This window comes from Streptomyces sp. DSM 15324 (assembly GCF_001514285.1).
Classification (GTDB): domain Bacteria; phylum Actinomycetota; class Actinomycetes; order Streptomycetales; family Streptomycetaceae; genus Streptomyces.
Map to the genome: position 1 here is coordinate 148,831 of NZ_KQ949032.1, position 19,585 is coordinate 168,415.

Annotated in this window: 19 protein-coding genes; 9 read left to right on the top strand and 10 right to left on the bottom strand. The window is 69.6% G+C overall.

Features of this window, described 5'->3' with window-relative positions:
- Nucleotides 1-465: 465 nt before the first annotated feature.
- The 5 genes from AQJ58_RS28655 to dnaA all read right to left on the bottom strand — a co-directional run bounded on the left by AQJ58_RS28655 (nucleotide 466) and on the right by dnaA (nucleotide 7,319).
- On the bottom strand, nucleotides 466-996 hold the full coding sequence (locus tag AQJ58_RS28655; protein WP_067255389.1) for a DciA family protein: 531 nt from the start codon (nucleotides 994-996) through the stop codon (nucleotides 466-468).
- Nucleotides 993-2,150, bottom strand: a complete 1,158-nt coding sequence (recF, locus tag AQJ58_RS28660; protein ID WP_067255391.1) for a DNA replication/repair protein RecF — start codon at nucleotides 2,148-2,150, stop codon at nucleotides 993-995. The genes AQJ58_RS28655 and recF overlap by 4 nt, the downstream gene beginning before the upstream one ends.
- A gap of 35 nt (nucleotides 2,151-2,185) precedes the next feature.
- Nucleotides 2,186-3,061, bottom strand: a complete 876-nt coding sequence (gnd, locus tag AQJ58_RS28665; protein ID WP_067255392.1) for a phosphogluconate dehydrogenase (NAD(+)-dependent, decarboxylating) — start codon at nucleotides 3,059-3,061, stop codon at nucleotides 2,186-2,188.
- A 189-nt stretch (nucleotides 3,062-3,250) separates the two neighbouring features.
- Nucleotides 3,251-4,381 (bottom strand): DNA polymerase III subunit beta, encoded by a 1,131-nt coding sequence (gene dnaN / locus AQJ58_RS28670; protein ID WP_067255394.1) that lies wholly within the window; start codon nucleotides 4,379-4,381, stop codon nucleotides 3,251-3,253.
- A 1,009-nt stretch (nucleotides 4,382-5,390) separates the two neighbouring features.
- A complete protein-coding gene (gene dnaA, locus AQJ58_RS28675; RefSeq protein WP_079079302.1) occupies nucleotides 5,391-7,319 on the bottom strand; it encodes a chromosomal replication initiator protein DnaA in 1,929 nt (642 codons plus the stop codon).
- 363 nt (nucleotides 7,320-7,682) lie between these two features.
- Between dnaA and rpmH the strand changes: the two genes are divergently transcribed.
- From rpmH to AQJ58_RS28720, 9 genes are all read left to right on the top strand, one after another.
- On the top strand, nucleotides 7,683-7,820 hold the full coding sequence (gene rpmH / locus AQJ58_RS28680) for a 50S ribosomal protein L34 (protein ID WP_003956500.1): 138 nt from the start codon (nucleotides 7,683-7,685) through the stop codon (nucleotides 7,818-7,820).
- 21 nt (nucleotides 7,821-7,841) lie between these two features.
- Nucleotides 7,842-8,213, top strand: coding sequence for a ribonuclease P protein component (gene rnpA / locus AQJ58_RS41670; RefSeq protein ID WP_079079303.1), 372 nt, complete (start codon nucleotides 7,842-7,844; stop codon nucleotides 8,211-8,213).
- On the top strand, nucleotides 8,210-8,563 hold the full coding sequence (yidD, locus tag AQJ58_RS28690; RefSeq protein ID WP_067255400.1) for a membrane protein insertion efficiency factor YidD: 354 nt from the start codon (nucleotides 8,210-8,212) through the stop codon (nucleotides 8,561-8,563). Before rnpA ends, yidD begins: the two co-directional genes overlap by 4 nt.
- A 3-nt stretch (nucleotides 8,564-8,566) precedes the next feature.
- Entirely contained in the window at nucleotides 8,567-9,844 is a 1,278-nt protein-coding gene (gene yidC / locus AQJ58_RS28695; RefSeq protein ID WP_067255402.1) for a membrane protein insertase YidC, read from the top strand.
- 15 nt (nucleotides 9,845-9,859) lie between these two features.
- Nucleotides 9,860-10,369: a Jag family protein gene (locus tag AQJ58_RS28700; RefSeq protein WP_055632124.1), complete on the top strand. Its 510-nt coding sequence runs from the start codon at nucleotides 9,860-9,862 to the stop codon at nucleotides 10,367-10,369.
- A 119-nt stretch (nucleotides 10,370-10,488) separates the two neighbouring features.
- Nucleotides 10,489-11,205, top strand: coding sequence for a 16S rRNA (guanine(527)-N(7))-methyltransferase RsmG (gene rsmG, locus AQJ58_RS28705; RefSeq protein WP_067255404.1), 717 nt, complete (start codon nucleotides 10,489-10,491; stop codon nucleotides 11,203-11,205).
- A 247-nt stretch (nucleotides 11,206-11,452) separates the two neighbouring features.
- A complete protein-coding gene (locus AQJ58_RS28710; protein WP_079079325.1) occupies nucleotides 11,453-12,526 on the top strand; it encodes an AAA family ATPase in 1,074 nt (357 codons plus the stop codon).
- A complete protein-coding gene (locus AQJ58_RS28715; protein WP_067255407.1) occupies nucleotides 12,523-13,617 on the top strand; it encodes a ParB/RepB/Spo0J family partition protein in 1,095 nt (364 codons plus the stop codon). Before AQJ58_RS28710 ends, AQJ58_RS28715 begins: the two co-directional genes overlap by 4 nt.
- Before the next feature lie 336 nt (nucleotides 13,618-13,953).
- On the top strand, nucleotides 13,954-14,571 hold the full coding sequence (locus tag AQJ58_RS28720; RefSeq protein ID WP_067255408.1) for a GNAT family N-acetyltransferase: 618 nt from the start codon (nucleotides 13,954-13,956) through the stop codon (nucleotides 14,569-14,571).
- Nucleotides 14,572-14,661: 90 nt separating this feature from the next.
- Here the strand turns inward: AQJ58_RS28720 and trxA are convergent, their stop codons facing one another.
- The 5 genes from trxA to AQJ58_RS28745 form a co-directional block, all read right to left on the bottom strand.
- The gene (trxA, locus tag AQJ58_RS28725; RefSeq protein ID WP_055632129.1) at nucleotides 14,662-14,994 is read right to left on the bottom strand and encodes a thioredoxin; all 333 of its coding nucleotides are present in this window, start codon (nucleotides 14,992-14,994) and stop codon (nucleotides 14,662-14,664) included.
- Nucleotides 14,995-15,044: 50 nt separating this feature from the next.
- Nucleotides 15,045-16,013, bottom strand: a complete 969-nt coding sequence (gene trxB / locus AQJ58_RS28730) for a thioredoxin-disulfide reductase (RefSeq protein WP_067255409.1) — start codon at nucleotides 16,011-16,013, stop codon at nucleotides 15,045-15,047.
- A gap of 166 nt (nucleotides 16,014-16,179) precedes the next feature.
- A complete protein-coding gene (locus AQJ58_RS28735) occupies nucleotides 16,180-17,115 on the bottom strand; it encodes an anti-sigma factor family protein (protein ID WP_067255410.1) in 936 nt (311 codons plus the stop codon).
- Complete coding sequence (gene sigM, locus AQJ58_RS28740) at nucleotides 17,112-17,837, bottom strand: RNA polymerase sigma factor SigM (RefSeq protein ID WP_067255411.1); 726 nt, start codon at nucleotides 17,835-17,837, stop codon at nucleotides 17,112-17,114. The genes AQJ58_RS28735 and sigM overlap by 4 nt, the downstream gene beginning before the upstream one ends.
- Nucleotides 17,838-17,864: 27 nt before the next feature.
- The gene (locus AQJ58_RS28745) at nucleotides 17,865-19,580 is read right to left on the bottom strand and encodes a protein kinase family protein (protein WP_067255412.1); all 1,716 of its coding nucleotides are present in this window, start codon (nucleotides 19,578-19,580) and stop codon (nucleotides 17,865-17,867) included.
- Nucleotides 19,581-19,585 lie beyond the last annotated feature (5 nt).

The window sequence follows — 19,585 nt, forward strand, 5'->3', positions numbered from 1 at the left end:
GCAGGTTGCCGGGGCGGCTGCGGCATGTTGCGTTGGTAAGCCTTGATCAGCGTTGCTCAGCTTGTCCCGGGCGGTCCCCACGTTCGGGGCGGGATTGGCTTCCAGTCTACCGGTAGCACTGACAGTGATGGGGGTTTGCCGGTACCTGAGTCCGGATGTGCCGCCCTCAACCGGTCTCCGACGGGTCCCGATATACGGAAGGGGGCTTCAAGGGGCTCACGGAGGCACTCAGCGCTTCCGGGTGTCAACCCTTGGCTACCGACGGGTCAGGTCGGAAATCGGCCCCCTGTGCGGGCGGTTTGCGTGCTTGTCCACAGGCTGTGGGCGGATGACGGCCGCCCGGCGGAGCGCCCCGGCAGCCTCCCGCGGGCACCTTCCGGAGCCACGGCGGGCACGTTCCGGACATACGAAAAGACGGCCGGGGCGGTACGCGCGTGCCACCCGGCCGTCCTCACGTGACGCAGATCACCCGTAGGTGTCGCCCGGGCCGGTGGATCCGGGGGCGCGCAGCGGGCCGTAGCGGCGCACGGGGCCGCCGGGACCCTGCACCTTGATCTGTCTGACCCGGCCGTGTCCGAGGTCCTCGTTGAGCCGGGCGACCAGGGTCGGCGCCAGCAGCCGCAGATTCGTCGCCCAGGCCGTGGAGTCGCAGCGCACGACCAGGACCCGCTCGTCCTCGTCGTACCGCTCCGGCACACAGTGCTTGGCCACGTCCTCGCCGACGATCTCCGGCCAGCGCCCCATCACGCCGCCCACCGCGGCCGGCGCCTCCCAGCCGCGCTCGTTCAGCAGCCGGTTGATCGCCGCGCCCAGCGCCATCGGGTCGCGCCCGTCCGCCCGCGCGCCGGAGCGCAGACCGCCCCCGCGCCGCACCTGCTTCTTCTGCTGCGCGGCATCGCCCCGCGCGCGTGCCTGTTCGCGCGCCGCCCTCAACGCCACGCGCGCGAGGTCGACGCCGGAGGGCTCGGGGGTCCTGCGGGGTTCCTGCTCGGTCACAGGCGTTCCACCGTCCCGTCCGCCACGGCGTACCGCGCCCCGCTCAGGACATGCGGTACGTCGTCGTCGACCGCCGCGGTCACCAGCACCTGTTCCCCCGGCGCCACCAGCTCGGCCAGCCGCTCCCGGCGGCGCGCGTCCAGCTCGGCGAAGACGTCGTCGAGCACCAGCACCGGCTCGTTGCCCTCGGCCCGCAACAGGTCGTAGGAGGCCAGCCGCAGTGCGAGCGCGTACGACCAGGACTCGCCGTGCGAGGCGTACCCCTTGGCCGGCAACTGACCGAGCTTGAGCAGCAGTTCGTCCCGGTGCGGGCCCACGAGGGTGACGCCCCGCTCGATCTCCTGCTTGCGGGCGTCCGCGAGCGCCGCCATGAGCTGGGCGTAGAGGTCCTCGCGCGTGTGCGCCTCACCGGGCGCCGACGGCCGGTACTCCAGGGCCAGCGGACCCCCGCCGGGCGCCAGCTGCTCGTACGCCTTGTCGGCCAGCGGCTGGATCGCCGCGACCAGGTCGAGCCGCTGGGCGAGCAGTTCGGCGCCCGCGCGCGCGAGATGCTGGTCCCACACGTCGAGCGTCGACAGGTCCGCTCCCGGGCCCGCATCCGCTCGCGCGGCCGGTGCCCCCCTGCGCGCGCCGTGCCGCCGTGCGAGCGCCGCGGACTTCAGCAGGGTGTTGCGCTGCTTGAGGACCCGCTCGTAGTCCGCGCGCACACCCGCCATCCGCGGCGACCGCGCGGTGATCAGCTCGTCCAGGAACCGCCGCCGCTCCCCGGGATCCCCCTTGACCAGCGCGAGGTCCTCGGGCGCGAACAGCACGGTCCGTACGATGCCCAGCACGTCCCGGGGCCTGACCTGCGAGGACCGGTTGATGCGGGCGCGGTTGGACCTGCCCGGGTTCAGCTCCAGCTCGACGAGCTGCTGCCGCTCGCCCTGCCGCACCTGTGCCCGGATGATCGCGCGGTCGGCGCCCATGCGGACCAGGGGCGCGTCGGAGGCGACCCGGTGGCTGCCGAGGGTGGCGAGATAGCCGACGGCCTCGACGAGGTTGGTCTTGCCCTGGCCGTTGGGGCCGACGAAGGCGGTGACGCCCGGGTCGAGCGGGACCTCGGCCCGGGCGTAGGAGCGGAAGTCGGCCAGCGACAGATGCGTGACGTGCATGGTCGTTCGCCGACCTCCCCAGGGTTCTCGGGCTGTTACTTCGTCTCGACCGCGTGGCCGCCGAACTGGTTTCGGAGCGCCGCGATCATCTTCATCTGCGGGGAGTCCTCCTGGCGGGAGGAGAACCGCGCGAACAGCGAGGCCGTGATCGCGGGCAGCGGCACGGCGTTGTCGATGGCGGCCTCGACGGTCCAGCGGCCCTCGCCGGAGTCCTGGGCGAAGCCCTTGAGCTTGTCGAGGTGCTCGTCCTCGTCGAGGGCGTTGACCGCGAGGTCGAGCAGCCAGGACCGGATGACGGTGCCCTCCTGCCAGGAGCGGAAGACCTCCCGCACGTCCGTGACGGAGTCGACCTTCTCCAGCAGCTCCCAGCCCTCGGCGTAGGCCTGCATCATGGCGTACTCGATGCCGTTGTGGACCATCTTGGCGAAGTGGCCGGCGCCGACCTTGCCGGCGTGCACCGAGCCGAAGTCGCCCTCGGGCTTGAGCGCGTCGAACACCGGCCGCACCTTGGCGACGTTCTCCGCGTCGCCGCCGTACATCAGCGCGTAGCCGTTCTCCAGGCCCCAGACGCCCCCGGAGACACCGCAGTCGACGAAGCCTATGCCCTTGGCGGCCAGCTCCTGCGCGTGCTTCTCGTCGTCCGTCCAGCGGGAGTTGCCGCCGTCCACGACGACGTCGCCGGGTTCCAGCAGCTCGGCCAGCTCGTCGATCGTCGACTGCGTGGCCGCGCCGGCCGGGACCATCACCCACACCACGCGCGGGCCCTTGAGCCTGCCCACGAGTTCTTCGAGGCTGTGGACGTCGGCGAGGTCCGGGTTGCGGTCGTATCCGACGACGGTGTGGCCCGCGCGGCGGATCCGCTCGCGCATGTTGCCGCCCATCTTGCCGAGGCCGACGAGACCGAGCTCCATCAGTTGTTCCTTAGGTCGCTGTGTGGCGTGTGGGGCACCTTCGTACCCATGTCCGAGCCTAGCCCCGGACGGTCACGCACACCTGTGGGCATACGCGCTCAGACGTAGCCCCACAGACGCGGGCTCACCTGCGGGTTTGCCCACAGGTCGGGAGGAGTTCTCCACGACCTGTGGACAACACCGGGCAGCTCAGCCGCTCAGCCGCACCGGCATGATCAGGTACTTGTAGGCGTCGTCGGCCTCGGCGTCCAGCGCCGGCTTGCCGCTGAGCAGCGCGGGCTTGGTGGACGTCGTGAAGGACAGCTGGGCGACGGGGGAGTCGATCGCGCTCAGGCCGTCCAGCAGGAAGGTCGGGTTGAAGGCGATCGAGATGTCGTCGCCCTCCAGCTGCGCGTCGACCCTTTCCACAGCCTGTGCGTCGTCGCTGGAGCCGGCCTCCAGGATGAGCACGCCCTGCTCGAAGCTGAGCCGCACCGGGGTGTTGCGCTCGGCGACCAGGGCCACACGCTTGACGGCCTCCACGAAGGGGGCGGTCTCGATCACGGCGACGGAGTTGAACTCGGTCGGGAACAGCGTGCGGTACTTGGGCAGGTCGCCCTCGAGGAGCCGGGTGGTCGTGCGGCGGCCCGCGCCCTCGAAGCCGATCAGTCCCTCGCCGGAGCCCGAGCCGGAGAGCGCCAGGATGACGCTGTCGCCGCTCGTGAGGGCCTTGGCGGTGTCCAGGAGCGTCTTGGCGGGCACCAGGGCGACCGCGGAGGCGTCCGGGTTCTCCGGCTTCCACAGGAACTCACGGACCGCGAAGCGGTAGCGGTCGGTGGAGGCGAGGGTGACGGTGTCGCCCTCGATCTCGATGCGCACACCGGTGAGGACGGGAAGCGTGTCGTCACGCCCGGCGGCGATGGCCACCTGGGCGGCGGCCGAGGCGAAGACCTCGCCGGGGACGGTGCCCGTCGCGTTCGGCATCTGGGGCAGCGAGGGGTACTCCTCCACAGGCAGGGTGTGGAGGGTGAACCGCGAGGAGCCGCAGACCACCGTCGCCCGTACACCGTCTGTGGAGATCTCCACCGGCCGGTTGGGGAGCGCGCGGCAGATGTCCGCGAGCAGACGGCCGGAGACGAGGACCGTGCCCTCCTCCTCGACCTCGGCCTCCACGGACACGCGTGCCGAGACCTCGTAGTCGAAGCTGGACAGGCTCAGGGCGCCGTCCTCGGCCTTCAGCAGCAGGCCCGCGAGGACGGGCGCCGGCGGGCGGGCCGGGAGACTGCGCGCCGCCCAGGCCACTGCCTCCGCGAGTACGTCGCGTTCCACCCGGATCTTCACTCTTGCCGCCTCCTGCTGTTGCCGGCGCTTCTCGCCCTGCCTGGCTTCGTCGTCTGGTGTCGGTGTGATCGGCCCCGGCGAAGGGAAGGACCACCCGGGGACCAGTCTGACGCACCGCACTGACAGTAGGTGCCTCTCGGGGTCAAGTCGTGACGAGGGGCAGCCGGACGCCGGAGAGCGAGTTGTGCACAGGACCCACTTCGAAACGGATTCCGAGCTCTCTCTAGTCGTCAGTAGTAGTAGGGCCTGTGGATACCGTGGATAACCCTGTTTTCGCAGCTCAGAGGCGATTTTTTATCCACTGGCCCTGTGGGCGGAGCCGGTGGATAACCAGGCCCGTCTGTGGAGAACGGAAAGTTCTGCACACTCTGTGCACAGGGAGGGCCGAGTTCTCCCCAGCACCGTCCCCAGCTTTACCCACCTTTCCCACAGGCCAACCTGGCAACTTCGTGTGACGCCTTTCACTCGCCCCGGTGAGGAGGCGCGTCAGCTTGCCGAACAGTGGACAGACATGTGGAGAAACCGCTGATCGCTGGGGACAACCGGCCGCAGCCTGTGGGTTGCCGGTGGACAACTTTGTGCACACCCTGTGGATCATTTTCTTGTCCACAGCCTGTGGATGTCCTTCGTCCACGAATCCACAACCTGTTGACCTGGCTGGATGCTCCTCCCACAGGCTCGCCTGTGGATACAGTCTGGACAACTTCCCAGTCCCCAGGGTGTGGACGGCAAAAAGTCACCGAATCTGTGGAGAGAGGCCGTAACCCGGCCGGGAATCGAACAACGGACGGCGGACCGCCGCGACGCAGGGACCGCCCGCAGGCCTCCCCCGGGGCTCCCCCGGACCGCTTCGGGGCCTTCCCCGGCCCTCTTCGGGGCCTTCCCCGGCCCTCTTCGGGCCTCCCGGACCCTTCCCGCGGCCTCCCCCCGGACGCGTCACCGCACCCCGGACACGCGAAAGGCGCCCCGGGACGGCTCCCGGGGCGCCCTGCGCGGCCTCGTACGGCGGTCAGCCGGCCTTGATGCGGTTCGTCAGCTCGGTCACCTGGTTGTAGATGGAGCGCCGCTCGGCCATCAGATTGCGGATCTTGCGGTCGGCGTGCATGACCGTGGTGTGGTCGCGGCCGCCGAACAGCGCGCCGATCTTCGGCAGCGAGAGGTCCGTCAGCTCGCGGCACAGATACATGGCGATCTGCCGGGCCGTCACCAGCGCCCGCCCGCGCGAGGTCCCGCACAGGTCCTCGACGGTGAGCCCGAAGTAGTCCGCGGTGGCGCTCATGATGGCCGTGGAGGTGATCTCGGGCGCCGAGTCCTCGCCACCGGGGATCAGGTCCTTCAGGACGATCTCCGTCAGCCCCAGGTCCACCGGCTGCCGGTTGAGCGAGGCGAACGCGGTCACCCGGATCAGCGCGCCCTCCAGCTCACGGATGTTGCGCGAGATCCGCGAGGCGATGAACTCCAGCACCTCCGGCGGGGCGTTGAGCTGCTCCTGCACCGCCTTCTTGCGCAGGATCGCGATCCGCGTCTCCAGCTCGGGCGGCTGCACGTCGGTGATCAGCCCCCACTCGAAACGGTTCCGCAGCCGGTCCTCCAGCGTCACCAGCTGCTTGGGCGGCCGGTCGCTGGACAGCACGATCTGCTTGTTGGCGTTGTGGAGCGTGTTGAAGGTGTGGAAGAACTCCTCCTGCGTCGACTCCTTGTCCGCGAGGAACTGGATGTCGTCGACGAGCAGGATGTCCATCTCGCGGTACCGCTTGCGGAAGCTGTCGCCCTTGCCGTCGCGGATGGAGTTGATGAACTCGTTGGTGAACTCCTCCGAGCTCACGTACCGCACGCGCGTGCCGGGATACAGGCTCCGCGCGTAGTGTCCGATCGCGTGCAGCAGGTGCGTCTTGCCGAGCCCGGACTCGCCGTAGATGAAGAGCGGGTTGTACGCCTTCGCGGGCGCCTCGGCCACGGCGACCGCGGCCGCGTGCGCGAAGCGGTTGGACGCGCCGATGACGAACGTGTCGAAGAGGTACTTCGGGTTCAGGCGCGCGGTCGGCTCACCGGGCCCACCCCCCGACGCCGACGGCGCGGCCGGCGCCCCGGGCACCCCCGGCCGCTGCGGCGGTCCGGAACCGGCCGGCGGCTCGGGCAGCTCGCGCCGGCCCGCGTCCCGCTGGTCGTACTCGGGCCGCTTCGGCTCGTAGGGCGCGGAGTCGTACGGCGGCCGCTCCATCGACTGCGGCCGGTAGTCCTGCGACGGCTGCCCGTACGAGGCCGGGGACGGCGAGCCGTAGGGGTCCTGGGACGGCGAGGCGTAGGGGTCCCGCTCGGGGAAACCCAGCCGCTGCTGCTGCCAGCCGTAGTCGTCCTGCTGGGGCCGCGGCCAGGCGCCGGGCTCCGGACGCTGGTACTCCGACGGATACGCGGGCCGCGCGGTCGGCAGCTGCTCGCCGCGCGGGCCCTCGCCGGAGGGACCCGGGAGCTGCTCGGCGCGGTGCCGGCCGTAGCTCCCGTCGTACGCGCTGTCGTAGGAGGGGTCGTACGTGCTGTCGTAGCGGCCCTTGGGCTCCTCGTACGGGCTGTCGTACGGGCCGGACGGGAGTTCGGGCTCCTCGTAGCGCGGCTTCGGCTGCTGCTGTACCGGGGGCGCCGGCGGGGCCGGGGACTCGCCGACGGAGTCGTCGACGGTGATCGCGATACGGATCGGGCGGCCGCACTCACGGCTCAGCGTCTCGCTGACGATCGGTGCCAGCCGGCCTTCGAGTACGCCCTTGGCGAACTCGTTCGGCACGGCGAGCAGGGCCGTGTCGGCCACCAGCGCCAACGGCTGGCAGCGCCGGATCCAGTGCTCGTCCTTCGCCTCGACACCCTGGCCGCGGCCCTCACCCCCGAGGAGCTGCTCCAGTACGCGTGGCCACACTGCGGCAAGATCGGCAGGTACGTCAGCCACAGGGCACGCTCTCTCGTGGGGGGTCCCACGCACGTGTGGTTGCGGGACGGGTCGGGAACCAGGGGTCAATGGAACGAATCGGAGTCCAGCCACGGTAGTCAGGGCGGCGGCTGCGGTTCAAGTTGTTGTCCCCAGGCTGTGGATAGTGTCTCCCGGTGACCCCTGGTTTGACCGGATGGCGCAGCCGCGCGTACCGTAACCAGGTCGAGTTGTCGATGGCTGCTGCCGCCTGCCTCCGATGGGCACAGATCGCGTCAGGTGATCGGGAAGCGGTGCACTCGGGCGTAACGAGAGCTACTCGTGGGCGCACGGTGACAGCCAGGACGGCACCCGCCAACACCGATTGATTTCTGGAGCCCCCGAGTGAGCAAGCGCACCTTCCAGCCGAACAACCGTCGTCGCGCCAAGACCCACGGCTTCCGCCTGCGTATGCGCACCCGTGCCGGCCGCGCGATCCTCGCGTCCCGCCGCAGCAAGGGTCGCGCCCGTCTGTCCGCCTGATCCCGGTCAGGTCATGCCGTCGTGCTGCCCACCGAGAACCGGCTGAGGCGGCGCGAGGACTTCGCGACCGCGGTACGACGGGGCCGTCGGGCCGGACGCCCGACGCTCGTCGTCCACCTTCGTAGCGGTGCCACGGACCCGCACGCGCCTGGGGAGAGCGCTCCCCCGACGCGTGCGGGTTTCGTCGTGAGCAAGGCCGTGGGCGGGGCGGTCGTCCGCAACAAGGTCAAGCGCAGACTGCGTCATCTGATGCGTGACCGAGTCGTTCTGTTGCCCCCCGGTAGCCTGGTAGTGGTACGGGCGCTGCCCGGTGCGGGTGACGCCGACCACGCACAGCTGGCCCAAGACCTTGATGCCGCCCTTCAACGGCTTTCGGGAGGGGGCGCGCGATGAAGTACCCGCTGCTGGCCCTGATCAAGCTCTACCAGTGGACGATCAGTCCACTGCTCGGGCCCGTGTGCAAGTACTACCCGTCGTGCTCCCACTACGGGTACACAGCGATCGACCGGCACGGCGCGATCAAGGGAACGGCACTCACCGCCTGGCGCATCCTGCGGTGCAACCCCTGGTCGCTGGGGGGTGTGGACCATGTCCCGCCGCGGAAGCGCCCGCGGTGGCACGAAATGCTGCGGGACGCCTGGCGTGCACGCAGGGGCGGGACCTCCGCCGCCGAAACGGCCACCGGGGAGAGCGTTTCCCCGAGCCCGGCCGCAGAGACCCCGTCCCATGCCCAAGGAGCATGATTAGTGGACACGATTGCCAGCCTCTTCAGCTTCATCACGACACCCGTTTCCTGGGTCATCGTCCAGTTCCACACGGTGTACGGCAAGATCTTCGGCCCTGACACCGGATGGGCCTGGGGCCTGTCGATCGTGTCTCTGGTGATCCTGATCCGCATCTGCCTGATCCCGCTCTTCGTGAAGCAGATCAAGGCGACCCGGGCCATGCAGACGCTCCAGCCCGAGATGAAGAAGATCCAGGAGCGCTACAAGAACGACAAGCAGCGTCAGTCCGAAGAGATGATGAAGCTGTACAAGGAGACGGGCACCAACCCGCTCTCCTCGTGCCTTCCCATCCTGGCGCAGTCCCCGTTCTTCTTCGCCCTCTACCACGTGCTCAACGGCATCGCCAACGGTGACACCATCGGCGTGATCAACCAGAGCCTGCTGGAGAGCGCGCAGAAGGCGCACATCTTCGGTGCCCCCCTGGCCGCGAAGTTCACGGACAGCGCCTCGGAGGCCTCGGCCCTCGGTGCCTCGCTCACGGACGTCCGGGTCGTCACCGCCATCATGATCGTCCTGATGTCGGCCTCCCAGTTCTTCACCCAGCGCCAGCTGATGACGAAGAACGTCGACACCTCGGTGAAGACGCCGTTCATGCAGCAGCAGAAGATGCTGATGTACGTCTTCCCCGTCATGTTCGCCGTCTTCGGCATCAACTTCCCCGTCGGTGTCCTCGTCTACTGGCTGACCACCAACGTGTGGACCATGGGCCAGCAGATGTACGTCATCCGCAACAACCCGACCCCGGGGTCCAAGGCCCAGGCCGCGTACCTGGATCGCCTGTACAAGCACGTGACGCACGCCGGCAAGACCCGCCGCCGCAGCGAGAAGACGATCATCAAGGCCATCGTCGCCAAGGGCCGCGACCGCAACGAGGCCGAGCGCAAGTTCATCAACGGTCTGGCCAAGGCGGGCCTCGCGGCCCAGACCGACGGCACCGTGGTGAAGAGCGACGCCCAGACCGTCGTGGAGACCGCCGAGGACGGCACCACCACGTCCGCGGCCGCCGCCAAGCGCCAGCAGCCGAAGCGCCAGTCCAAGTCCCAGCGCCAGTCCGGCGGCCCGAAGGCGGCCGGTGAGACGACCTCGCTGACCAAGTCCGACGAGCCCGAGGACGACAAGCCCTCCGGGGCCGCCCGGCCGTCCGCCTCCCAGGCCGGAACCGGGAACGGCCGCAGCAAGGCCCAGTCCGGTCAGCGCAAGGGCGGCCCGCAGCGCCCCAAGTCCCCGTCCAAGAAGTAAGAAGGAGCCCATCCCGTGACGGAAGGCACCACCTCCGCTGCCGAGGGTGCAGACACCCTGACCCGCCTGGAGCAGGAGGGCGAGATCGCGGCGGACTACCTTGAGGGTCTGCTGGACATCGCCGATCTCGACGGCGACATCGACATGGACGTCGAGGCCGACCGTGCCGCGGTGTCGATCATCAGTGACTCCGGCACCCGTGATCTGCAGAAGCTGGTCGGCCGGGACGGCGAGGTGCTGGAGGCGCTTCAGGAGCTGACGCGCCTGGCCGTCCACCGGGAGACCGGGGACCGCAGCCGGCTGATGCTGGATATCGCCGGCTACCGGGCCAAGAAGCGTGCCGAGCTCTCCGAGCTGGGTGCCAAGGCCGCGGCTGACGCCAAGAACAGCGGCGAGCCCGTGAAGCTGAAGCCGATGACGCCCTTCGAGCGCAAGGTCGTCCATGACGCGGTCAAGGCCGCGGGCCTGCGCAGCGAGTCCGAGGGCGAGGAGCCGCAGCGCTTCGTCGTCGTGCTCCCCGACTAGATTCGTTACGTACGTCACCCCCGGCCCCGTCTGTAGCGCAGGCGGGGCCGGTCTTTGTCAGCCTGGTTCTCTGGTGGTCGGCGCTGGACGCGCCGAAGCGGTACGGAAGGACGGTCCCCGTGACGGAGGCAGCAGCGCTCCCCCCTGCGCCGGAGGTGGCACGCGAGGTATTCGGTGATCGTTTCCCGGATGCGGTCCGGTACGCCGAGCTCCTGGCCGAGGCCGGTGTGCAGCGCGGTCTCATCGGCCCGCGCGAAGTGCCACGCCTGTGGGAGCGGCACATCCTCAACTGCGCGGTGCTCTCCGAGGTCGTGCCCGAGGGCGTGACCGTGTGCGATGTGGGCTCGGGCGCCGGGCTGCCCGGCATCCCCCTGGCGCTGGTGCGCGAGGACCTGAAGATCACTCTTCTGGAGCCACTGCTGAGGCGTACGAACTTCCTCACCGAGGTGGTCGAGCTCCTCGGTCTGGACCACGTCACCGTGGTCCGCGGCCGTGCCGAGGAGGTCATGGGCACCCTTCCGCCCGTCCATGTGGTGACTGCCCGGGCCGTGGCGCCCCTCGACCGTCTGGCCACCTGGGGCATTCCGCTGCTGCGCCCCTACGGCGAGATGCTCGCCCTCAAGGGCGACACCGCCGAGGAGGAGCTGAAGAGCGCGGCCACCGCCCTGAGCAAGCTCGGCGCGGTCGGGACTTCGGTCCTTCAGGTGGGCGAGGACGTCGTCGATCCGCTCTCCACGGTGGTACGGGTCGAGGTCGGGGAGAGTCCCGGTGGGGTGCGGTTCGCGGCCAAACGGGCGAAGGCCGCCCGGACGGGCCGGGCCCGCCGCCGACGCTGAACGTACTCCACACAAGCTGCCCACCTACGTATGACGGAGTGTCGCGTCCGTTCGGGCGTAGGGGCTGTGCATCGTGTTTCACGTGAAACGTCGCTCCCTGCTGCACGGCATCATCGGCCGCGGTCGCGCCGCGGCCGAACCCCGCAAACGAAAGCCCCTCGGTTCACTCGATGCGGGGGTGGAGTTGTCCACAGAGGTGGATTTCTCCACAGAACAACAGGCCTCACTGGTTCGCGACCCTGAAGACATGGCAGGCTCTGCTCATTGCGAGCTTGAAGTCGAGGAGAGTGAATCCTTGCGGTCCGACGCCAACATCGCGGGACCGATGGCCGATCCGGTCCCCGGTCCCCGTACCGAGTCCTTGGGGGAGGATGTTTCACGTGAAACACCGCCCCCGATGGACGACACTCCGATCGGTCGTGCTGCCCAGCTGGCGGTGGAAGCACTGGGCCGCGCGGGCGAGGGTCTGCCACGTCCGGAGCAGACCCGGATCATCGTGGTCGCCAACCAGAAGGGCGGCGTCGGCAAGACCACCACGACGGTGAACCTTGCCGCGTCCCTGGCCCTGCACGGCGGCCGTGTCCTCGTCGTCGACCTCGACCCGCAGGGCAACGCGTCCACGGCCCTGGGAATCGACCATCACGCCGAGGTCCCGTCCATCTACGACGTGCTGGTCGAGAGCCGCCCGCTCGCGGAAGTCGTCCAGCCGGTTCCCGATGTCGAAGGCCTCTTCTGTGCCCCCGCCACGATCGATCTCGCCGGTGCGGAGATCGAGCTGGTGTCCCTGGTGGCGCGAGAGAGCCGACTGCAGCGTGCCATCCAGGCCTATGAGCAGCCGCTGGACTACGTCCTCATCGACTGCCCGCCCTCGCTCGGCCTGCTGACGGTCAACGCCATGGTGGCGGGCGCTGAGGTCCTGATCCCGATCCAGTGCGAGTACTACGCACTGGAGGGACTGGGCCAGCTGCTGCGCAACGTCGATCTGGTGCGGGGGCACCTCAACCCCGCCCTGCATGTGTCGACCATCCTGCTCACCATGTACGACGGCCGGACGCGCCTGGCGTCCCAGGTCGCCGAAGAGGTGCGCACCCACTTCGGTGACGAGGTGCTGCGGACGAGCATTCCTCGCTCGGTCCGTATCTCCGAGGCGCCGAGCTATGGGCAGACGGTGCTGACCTACGATCCAGGATCAAGCGGCGCCCTCTCCTATCTTGAGGCGGCCCGAGAGATCGCGCTGAGAGGTGTGGGGATCAGCTATGACGCCACCCACGCTCATATCGGCGCTCAGAACAGTCCGAGCATGGTGGAGGGGATCCAGTGAATGAGCGACGGAGGGGGTTGGGCCGTGGTCTCGCCGCACTGATCCCTGCCGCCCCCACGGAGAAGACGCCGGCGCAGTCGGCGGTGACCGGCTCGACGGCACCGGTGGCTGTCCCCGGTCTGAACGAGCGTGGTGTGGCCGCGGCGAAGGTGGCCACACTGCCGGCTGTTTCACGTGAAACAGAGGAGCCGTCGGCCTATGACGTCGTGGAGACGCCCGGGCCGCCCATCGGGGCGTACTTCGCGGAGATCCCTCTCGACGCGATCACCCCGAACCCGCAGCAGCCGCGTGTGGTCTTCGACGAGTACGCGCTGGAAGAACTCGTCATCTCCATCAAGGAGGTCGGTCTCCTCCAGCCGGTCGTCGTACGGCAGCTGGGTCCTGGGCGCTACGAGCTCATCATGGGTGAGCGCCGGTGGCGGGCCTGCCGTGAGGCGGGGCTTGAGGCGATCCCGGCGATCGTGCGGGCCACGGACGACGAGAAGCTTCTGCTGGACGCACTCCTGGAGAACCTGCACCGGGCGCAGCTGAACCCCTTGGAAGAGGCGGCCGCCTACGACCAGCTGCTGAAGGACTTCAACTGCACGCACGATCAGCTGGCGGACCGGATCGGACGGTCCCGTCCGCAGGTCTCCAACACCCTGCGTCTGCTGAAGCTCTCGCCGGCGGTGCAGAACCGGGTGGCGGCGGGTGTGCTGTCCGCCGGTCACGCTCGTGCGTTGCTCTCCGTGGAGGACGCGGAGGAGCAGGAGCGACTGGCGCACCGCATCGTCGCCGAGGGCCTCTCGGTGCGGAACGTGGAAGAGATCGTGACCCTCATGGGCTCCCGGCCGCAGTCGGCGCAGCGCGCCCGGAAGCCGCGTGCCGGTGCCCTGGTCTCCCCGGCGCTGTCCGAGCTGGCCACCCGGCTCTCGGACCGCTTCGAGACCCGGGTGAAGGTCGATCTGGGGCAGAAGAAGGGCAAGATCACTGTCGAGTTCGCCTCAGTGGAGGATCTGGAGCGCATCCTCGGCACGCTGGCCCCGGGCGAGGGCTTCGCCCTGCAGAAGGGGCTCGAAGAGGAGAGCGACGCGGAGGAAACGGACGACTGATGCGGGGGCCCGCCCTGAGACCCCGTCACAGAGCAGCCCCATGAGCGTCTGAGCGAGCCGTGTCCGGTGTGTCCGGAACACGGCTCGCTCTTTGCGTTCAGTCGGTATCGACGGGAATCGCATCGTGGATACGATGCGAGGGGGTATGGCGCATCCACCAGGCAGCACCTCGAAGCGGGAGGCGAGGGCCATGCGAACGATGAGCCGGACCGGACTGGTGAGCGCGGGGCTGGGGCTGGGGGCGGTCGGCGGTTTCGTCGGCAGTCTGCTCAGGGAACGCAACGCTCTGACAGCCGCTCGCGACGCTGCGGGCGAAGGAAGCGAGGAACAGCCTTCATGGGGCGTCGGCTTGTACCGCTCACGCTGGACAACCTTAAGGACCTTCCCAAGCGCTGTCGCTCGTGTGTCTTCTGGGAACTGGATCCCGTCAGGGGTGCGGCCGCGCTGAAGGCGGGGACGGCCGCCCTGGAGAAGGAGTCCTGGATCTCCGCCGTCCTGCTGGACTGGGGATCGTGCGGCCGGGTGGTGTACGTCGACGATCGGCCCGTCGGGTTCGTGCTCTACGCCCCGCCCGCCTATGTGCCCCGCTCGACGGCGTTTCCCACAAGTCCGGTGGCACCGGACGCCGTGCAGCTGATGACCTCGTTCATCATGCCGGGGTATCAGGGACAGGGGCTCGGCCGCGTGATGGTGCAGACGGTCGCCAAGGATCTGTTGCGGCGCGGATTCAAGGCGATCGAGGCCTTCGGGGACGCCCGTTGGAAGGAACCCGGCTGTCTGCTCCCCGCGGAGCATCTGCTGGCCGTGGGCTTCAAGACGGTCCGGCCGCACCCTCGTCATCCTCGGCTGCGGCTGGAGCTGCGGACCACGCTCTCCTGGAAGGAAGACGTGGAGATGGCCCTGGACCGGTTGCTGGGGGCCGTGCAGAAGGAGCCGGCGCTGCGACCGCTGTAGACCATGACGAAGGGGCCGGTCCTTGTGGACCGGCCCCTTTCTGTTTCACGTGAAACAGTGCGTCATGAGAGCGCCACGTGAAACGGGGCGTCACTCGGAGATGAAGGTCTCCAGGTCGCGGACGAGCGCGGCCTTCGGCTTGGCGCCGACGATGGTCTTGGCGACCTCGCCGTCCTGGTAGACGTTGAGCGTCGGGATCGACATGACGCCGTACTTCGCGGCCGTGTTCGGGTTCTCGTCGATGTTGAGCTTGACGATCTCGATCTTGTCGCCGTGCTCGGCGGCAATGGCCTCGAGGGACGGAGCGATCTGGCGGCACGGGCCGCACCACTCGGCCCAGAAGTCCACCAGAACGGGCTTGTCGCTCTTGAGGACGACCTCATCGAAGTCGGCGTCGGTCACATTCTTCAGGGTGCCGGCCACAGGGGGCTCCTTCATTCCTTGTGCGGTGGGGCGGGAGAGGGGGGTGGGGGTCAGACAGTGGTCTTCTCGGGCTCGGCCTGCTCCTCGTCCGCGAGCGCCGCGAGGAAACGCTCGGCGTCGAGAGCGGACGAGCAGCCGGTTCCGGCCGCGGTGATCGCCTGGCGGTAGGTGTGGTCCACCACGTCACCGGCCGCGAAGACACCGGTCAGGTTCGTCCGGGTCGAGGGCGCGGCCACCTTCAGGTAGCCCTCCTCGTCCAGGTCGAGCTGACCCTTGAAGAGCTCGGTGCGCGGGTCGTGGCCGATGGCGATGAACAGACCGGTGACCGCGAGGTCGGAGAGCTCACCGGTCTTGAGGTTGCGCAGCTTCAGCCCGGCCAGCTTCGGGTCGCCCTGGATCTCGGCGACCTCGCTGTCCCAGACGAACTTGATCTTCGGGTCGGCGAAGGCGCGCTCCTGCATCGCCTTGGAGGCGCGCAGAGTGTCCCGGCGGTGGACGATGGTGACGGACTTGGCGAAGCGGGAGAGGAAGGTGGCCTCCTCCATCGCGGTGTCGCCGCCGCCGATCACGGCGATGTCCTGGTCCTTGAAGAAGAACCCGTCACACGTGGCACACCAGGAGACACCGCGGCCGGAGAGGGCGTCCTCGTTCGGCAGGCCGAGCTTGCGGTGCTGGGAGCCGGTGGCGACGATGACGGCCTTGGCACGGTGGACCGTGCCGGCCGTGTCCGTGACGGTCTTGATCTCACCGGTGAGGTCGACGGAGACGATGTCGTCCGCGATGAGCTCCGCACCGAAGCGCTCGGCCTGGGCGCGCATGTTGTCCATGAGCTCGGGGCCCATGATGCCGTCCTGGAAGCCGGGGAAGTTCTCCACCTCGGTGGTGTTCATCAGGGCGCCGCCCGCGGTGACGGCGCCTTCGAAGACCAGCGGCTTCAGCGACGCGCGCGCGGTGTAGAGCGCGGCGGTGTAGCCGGCGGGCCCGGAGCCGATGATGATCACGTTACGGACGTCGCTCACGGCTTTGTTCCTCGTCTCTGGTCTGCGTCGTTCGACCGGTGGGAGCTGCTCTGAACTCTCACCCCACCCAACGGATCCTAAGGGGCGCGCATTCCCGCTGTGTCCGGGCACACGGCAGGCGGACCCCCTGGGGAGAAGCGCCGGGGACGGAGTCGCAGGTGGGCCGTCAGTGACGGGTGTAGGAAGCCTTCAGAAGGATCTTCGCCGGGCCGGACGAGGAATCCGCGACGCAGGTGCTGTCCATGAGATAGGCGTCGACCTTGGTGCTGTCGGAGGTGTCGGGCAGCACGACGAGAAGCGTGTCCGTTCCCTTGTAGACGCCCTGCTCGGTGGCGAGGACCGTGTCAGCGCGACCGATGCCCTTCTGGACGCAGGCGGGGACGGTGGGCTCCGTGAAGACCCGGGGGCGGGGGCTGCCGGTCGTGCCTGCGATGCCCAGACTGTTGGGAGCCTTGGACCCCTGGGCCCGGCCGAGGAGATCCGTGACCTTCTGCTCCAGGGTGCCCTGGGCGAACGTGTCGGCGGCGGTGGACTGCCCGTGCGCAGAGGTACCCGGCCCGCTGCCGCCGGTCAGCGAGGAGACCAGGATGCCGCCGAGCCCCAGGGCGGCGGCACCGAGCACGGCGCTCAGCACGGCGACCCTGCGGCGCCCGCCCCGCTTGCCGCTCTTGCGGCCCGGGCCGGTGGTGGCGGAGCGGGCATGGCCGGAGGGCCGGTCCGCGACGACCGGTGTTTCACGTGAAACATGGGGGGCCTCGGGACCGACGAGAGGTGTGGCGTCCGAGGTGTCCGCTGCGGCCCCGGCCTCCGCCCCGGTCGTGTCCGCCGTGTCGGCTCCCTCGGCCGTCGGGCCGGTGACCGCCTCGGCGGCCAGCGCTGCGTCGATACGCCGGGCGATGTCCTCCGGCATCGGGGGCGGCTCGGGGAGTGCGCCCAGCAGACCGCGGATCTCCTCGAGAGAGGTGTGCACGTCGGCGCAGAGCGCGCAGCCGTCGAGGTGCCGGCGTATGTCGGCGCTCCGCGAAGGGGCGAGCAGGCCCTCGGCGAGGTCGGAGATCTCCGTGACGTCCGGGTGCCCGGTCGTGTCCGTCGTCGATGTCACGTTCGCCCACCTCCGCCCTTCACCGCTGCTGAATCGCCGGACCCGGCGCTGGTCGAACCCTCTCCGGGAGGATCCGCTGCCGGTGGGACGGCTGTCCCCTGCGCCCGGTTCCGCCCCCTGTCGCCTTCTTTGGCCCCGCCGGAGTGTTCCGGCCTCAGATGGGTCAGCAGCGGCAGCAGTCTGGCTCTTCCCCGGGCACAGCGGCTCTTCACCGTCCCGGTGGGCACGTCGAGGATGCGGGCGGCCTCGGCGACCGGGTAGCCCTGCATGTCCACCAGGACGAGGGCCGCCCGCTGGTCGGCGGGAAGGGTGCCGAGCGCCTCGAAGAGCTGACGGTGGACGTCCTTGCGCTCCGCGGGGGCGGCGGCGGACTCATGGGGTTCGAGCAGGTGCTCCAGGCGCTCGGTGTCGTCGACCGGGGAGGTCTTGCGGGAGGCCGCCTTGCGGGCCCGGTCGAGACAGGCGTTCACGGTGATGCGGTGCAGCCAGGTCGTGACGGCGGACTGGCCGCGGAAGGTGTGGGCGGCGCGGTAGGCCGACACCAGGGCGTCCTGGACGGCGTCAGCGGCTTCCTCGCGGTCGCCCAGCGTTCGCAGGGCGACCGCCCAGAGCCGGTCCCGGTGCCGCCGTACGAGCTCACCGAAGGCGTCGGGGTCGCCCTCCACATGCCGGGTGAGGAGGTCCTGATCGCCGGCCGCGTCGTAGCCGCCGCCCTGCGTCATGGGACCCCCTCCCCCTCCGGTGAGTCATCAGCCCGTGAACTTCACGTCGGTGATGGCCTGCTTGTAGCCATCCCCGCTGTACTCGTCCGACCCCGAGTGGGGGGCCGCCGTGATCCATACGAGAACGTACCGCGTCTTCACCGCCGTCTTGGCGGAGATCTGCAACTCCTTGCCGGAGGTCCGACCGTCGGCGATCTTCTTCATGGAACTGAGGGGCGCCGACGACGAGAGGGAGTCCGCCGCGTACAGCGTGGCTGCCGTGTAGTTCCCGCCGTAGTGCAGCCCTATCGAGGCGGCCGACAGACTCCGCTCGGAACCGAGGTCGTAGACGATGCCCACGCCCTGCTTGAACGGGGCGAGCACCGGGCCGGACCTGAAGGAGTAGGACCGCCAGTACGTGGAGCTGTCGTTGTCGTAGGTCAGCTGCACGTCGTCGGCGTGCTGGGCCTTGCCGTCGGGGTAGTACTCGGCGGCGCCCTGGATCTTCAGCGTGGTGACAGGCTTCGGCGAGGAGCTGCTCTTGTCGCCGTCGTCCGTCGTCTGTGTCTTGTTGGTGTCGTCGGACTTGTCCCCGTTCATCAGGGCGTCCGCGAGCTGCCAGCTGCCCAGGCCGAGGGCGGCGATGAGCAGCGCGGAGACCGCCCACTTCAGGGCCCGGCCGGTGCGGCTCTGCAGCGGGGGCGGCGGGGCCGGGACAGGCTGTGTGGCGCCCGGGTGGGGTGCGGGGCGGCCGTAGCTGCCCTGCTGGTACGTCGTGCGCTGGTACTCCGGCGGCGCGGTGAACGCCGGCTCCGGCGGGCGGATCCGGGGCATCTCCCCGATCGCCTTCACCAGTTCCTCCGGCGTGGTGCACGCGGCCTCGTGCCGGGACGCGGTCGCCCCGTCGTTGGCCAGCGCGCGCATGGCCAGCTCGGACAGCCCCCGGTGGACACCGGCGCGCACCTGGTCGGGCGCGATCAGACCGACGTCCTTGGGCAGCCCGGACAGGCCGTGGGCGTCGTTCTCGTACGGCCAGCGCTGGGTGAGCGCCGCGTACAGCAGGGCACCGATCGCCTCGGTGTCGGTGCGCTGCGGGGTCTCCGAGGTGATGCCGCGCAGCGCGGCGTTGACCGCGAGCCCCCGGATGCGCCACTGGCCGGTGGAGGTGCGCAGGACCGCGCTGGGGTTCAGGCGCAGATGCGCGAGCCCCTCACGGTGCGCCGCCGCCATGGCCGAGGCGAGCTGACTGACCATCTGGTACGCGTCGTGCGGCTCCAGCGGCCCGGACGCGAGCAGGGTCGTCAGCTCCGTGGCATCGGGCAGCCACTCGTGGACGACGTAGACCAGGTCGTTCTCCTCGACGGCGTCCAGGACCTGGACGAAGCGAGGATCGCCGAGCAGCGCCGACGAGCGGGCCGCAGCCAGCACCGAGCGGGCGCGCGCGTGGTCCGCGGGCAGGATGTGGACGCCCACGGCACGGCGGAGTTTCTCGTCGACCGCACGCCAACTGCTGAAACCGTCCAGACGGGTGACGCACTCCTCAAGGCGGTACCGCCTGGCGAGTTTGTGGCCGCTGTGCAGTTCAGGCGGTGAGGTCCGGCCGGGATGCTCGATCCCGCCACCCCCCTGTGCCTCGTCGCTGTCCGTGTCCCGCTCCCGGTTCTTGGCCACCCCGTCGGCCGTGGACTGGTCCGCCTGTGCGGTCAGCGGCTCATCGCCGCTGTTGTCTGCCACGTCGACGGCAGCCGTGCTCCATTCCGCCACCGTCG